The organism is Niameybacter sp. (genome assembly GCF_036655075.1).
In the GTDB taxonomy this organism is placed as follows: domain Bacteria; phylum Bacillota; class Clostridia; order Lachnospirales; family Cellulosilyticaceae; genus Holtiella.
Genome location: NZ_JAVVQU010000046.1, coordinates 1 through 2082, shown reverse-complemented (window position 1 = coordinate 2082; position 2082 = coordinate 1). Strand labels below are relative to the sequence as shown.

Genomic DNA, 2082 nt, shown 5'->3' with positions numbered 1-2082 from the left:
TGGGTCAAATAGTTTTCGGATAGCCTCATCACAGTTGCATTGGGTAGCATCTACACTACATAATGGATAGGGTGGTACAAGAAGTGTATCTACTACAGGGATAGTCGTAGAAAAAGTAATACGTGTCAGTGCACATAATGAAATGTTTTCTTTGACATTGTCTGATATTTGAAGCTCTACAATATATTCGCCAACAGTATTAATAGATCCTTTAGTACTTTGATTAAGGTTATACACAGTAACTTTAATATCATGATAATCTAGCCATTTCAAAGCTGTGATAAGACCTGATTTTCCACAAGGGGTACAGTTGCAAACACTTGTTGGGCAGAGTGCGCAACAATAAGTGCCACATTTCCCACAACAATCTTGAACTGAATACTTGGTACAAGAAGATTTTGCTGTCATAATACGCCTCCATCTCACTCAATTTGATCAGTGTTAATATATTGTATGAGGCTTAATTATAAAGTGGCACTATATATTTAATTTATTTTTATAAAGAAGTAATATGGAGTCATAAAAATGTACAGGAATGTCTAAGTGTTTGCAGTTAGCAATAAGGTTAGCTTTGTTCTCGGCATTGAAGCCTGGGTCCATAGAAATAAAAATAGGGGTAAAGGGAGTATCTGTATGACGTGCAAGCATTTGGAACAGCTTCGCCAATAAGAGACTATCTTTACCACCTGAAATAGCAACTGCAATGGTATCTCCTTCTTCAATGAGCTTATAGTCTTTGACTGCTTTGATGAAAGGAGACCATATATATTTTCTATAGTTCTTCAAGATACTACGTTCAATTTCGGATAAAGGCTTGATTTCCACTATTTCACCTCAATAAATAATCTTTTAAGCCTTATTATAGCAAGTTTACTTAGTGTACTCAATAACATTAATTTGGCACTTCTTCTGTAATTTATCTTTGGGTGAGATGACAAACTTACTATGTGTACTTTCTTTTTGTTTAGGAATAACAATGAGGTCTACCTCTTTTTGTTTGGCAACACTGATAATAGTATCGGTTGTTGGACCGATAAGGCAGAGGGTCTCGTGCTCACAGTCATTCAGGAGGGCATTGATTCTTTTGACCATGTCTTCTTGAGCCATTTGAACAAGGTCTACATTTAAGTTGGCGATGGAGTACAGTAAGCTTGGATAGGTATAGCAGTTAGTAAGAGAAAGAGGACTGGTGATATACAAGCAAATAAGCTTAGCGCCGTGTTGTTTGGCAAGTGCCTTGGTGAAGTAGATTAGATCTGTATCTAGAGTGTGGGTAATAGGTAAGAGAATAGTAGTAGTTTTCATAGACATCTCTCCTTTGATAGTGTATAAAACAATTATAACATAAAAATCAGAATAATTAAATGTAACTACAATATAAAGAAATTTTTCACTTTTTATATAAAAATTATACTATCCCAATGAAATATAATATAAAAATTCTAAGAATTACTCAGCAATTTGTTCGAAATATAAAAAAGCATGAATATTCTCAGAGGATTTTTCATCTCCTTCAGGTAAAAATACAATTTTAGGTGGATTTTTAAATAAGGAAGATGTGGGTATAGGTGTGCTAACGGTATAGTAAAGATAAGCTGTTTCTTCAGGGTATAGGTTGCCTAGACAAATTTTTTCTGTATTAGGTCCGAAACTTAAGCTGCCTCGCTCACGAACGACCATCAAGTTAGATAAGTCAGGTTTTATATCAGGTAAGTATAAAGTCACATTGTTAAGCATGGTATCAGATATATTAGTAATTTTAATATGATTATTAAACATATTAAAGGCTCCTTTCATGAAATAAAGTTCTTATAACAAGAGTGTGTTTTAAACTTCTTACTATATAGTATATGAAAAGAGTAAGTAGGAATTGCTTATAAGTTGAATATAAAAAGAGGTTGCATGGGCAACCTCTTTAATTGGGCTAAAATTATTCGCAACGACCCCAGTTGGTTGTGTTTGTACATGGTGAGCCGAAGGAACTACAGGTACAGACCTCACATTTTTTGTGCTTTCTTCTAGGTTGTGGTTGAGGACTGCTACAACCACAACCAGCATTACAACCACAACCGGTGTTACAAC

Annotated in this window: 5 protein-coding genes; all 5 read right to left on the bottom strand. The window is 34.6% G+C overall.

Annotated elements, in window-relative coordinates:
• The coding region (locus tag RRY75_RS11535) for a hypothetical protein (RefSeq protein WP_332716842.1) at positions 1 to 408 on the bottom strand (408 nt) is incomplete at its 3' end.
• Positions 409 to 477: 69 nt separating this feature from the next.
• Positions 478 to 825: a hypothetical protein gene (locus RRY75_RS11530; RefSeq protein ID WP_332716839.1), complete on the bottom strand. Its 348-nt coding sequence runs from the start codon at positions 823 to 825 to the stop codon at positions 478 to 480.
• A gap of 45 nt (positions 826 to 870) precedes the next feature.
• Positions 871 to 1305, bottom strand: a complete 435-nt coding sequence (locus RRY75_RS11525) for a universal stress protein (RefSeq protein ID WP_332493672.1) — start codon at positions 1303 to 1305, stop codon at positions 871 to 873.
• Between the two features lie 144 nt (positions 1306 to 1449).
• On the bottom strand, positions 1450 to 1779 hold the full coding sequence (locus RRY75_RS11520; RefSeq protein WP_332716836.1) for a hypothetical protein: 330 nt from the start codon (positions 1777 to 1779) through the stop codon (positions 1450 to 1452).
• A 60-nt stretch (positions 1780 to 1839) separates the two neighbouring features.
• The coding region (locus RRY75_RS11515) for a hypothetical protein (protein ID WP_332716833.1) at positions 1840 to 2082 on the bottom strand (243 nt) is incomplete at its 5' end.